The sequence below is a fragment of the Oleiphilus sp. HI0125 genome (assembly GCF_001635355.1).
The window spans coordinates 1-808 of sequence record NZ_LWGF01000854.1; the positions used below are offsets into that span (position 1 = coordinate 1).

The following is an 808-nucleotide window of genomic DNA, read 5'->3' on the forward strand; positions in this document are numbered from 1 at the left end:
GCATGGCTCGCTCCTCGATTTATTTTTCTTCGTCGTCATGACTCAAGTCATAGTACTGTATGCGAGGAGCATTTTTATAGTGTTGATACGTATCAAGCGACCCGAGAATTTACACACTCAGGGATGAGCAACTTTGCATTAGGCACTGTTTATCAGGTATTGCTTTAAGATATTAGCTATCAGGTCTTAAGTATTGGCTATTAGGCTTCATCGGTGAGTGAGTGCAACACAAGCATGGCGTCGATCGCGCGCGGAAATCCAATATAAATACTCGAGAGCATAATCACTTCGGTTAATTGTTCTTTACTAAAACATTTGGCCAATGCCGACTCCAAATGACCTTGCAAACGCTCTGATCCCAAACTAATTAAAGCTGTAATCGCAACAACCTCTTTCAGCTGATCATCCAATACAGGGCGGTCATAGACTTTGCCCAAAGCAAAGTCGGAAATCATACCCACAAAGTCTGGCGCAAGTTCTTCAAGTTTTGCGATCACATCGCGACGATCTTCAGTTGAATGAAGGTTCTGATTTTGAGCTGTCATAATTCACTTCTTCTAATAGTTTTTGCGTGCGGCTATCTCGACCGATATAACGATTAAATTCTTCCATAAACGTTTCATCAAATACCTTCGTCGGTGTTGGATACAATCCGCATTTCACGTCAATCAGCACAGGCCCCGCTGCCTGCATAGCTTCGTCATACACAGCAGATAATTGATGCGGATCTGAGACAGATATGCCTTTTACGCCCAAAGATTGCGCAAACCCTGCCCAATCATGATCAACGATATCGGTTAAAGCGCCC

At 43.4% G+C, this 808-nt stretch carries 2 protein-coding genes; both read right to left on the minus strand.

The window, feature by feature from the left end; translation table 11 throughout:
• Positions 1-200: 200 nt before the first annotated feature.
• Positions 201-545, minus strand: coding sequence for a carboxymuconolactone decarboxylase family protein (locus tag A3762_RS14025; RefSeq protein WP_068756141.1), 345 nt, complete (start codon positions 543-545; stop codon positions 201-203).
• Positions 511-808: thiamine pyrophosphate-dependent enzyme (locus A3762_RS14030; RefSeq protein WP_197469266.1), on the minus strand; the 298-nt coding region annotated here is incomplete at its 5' end. The genes A3762_RS14030 and A3762_RS14025, both read right to left, overlap by 35 nt.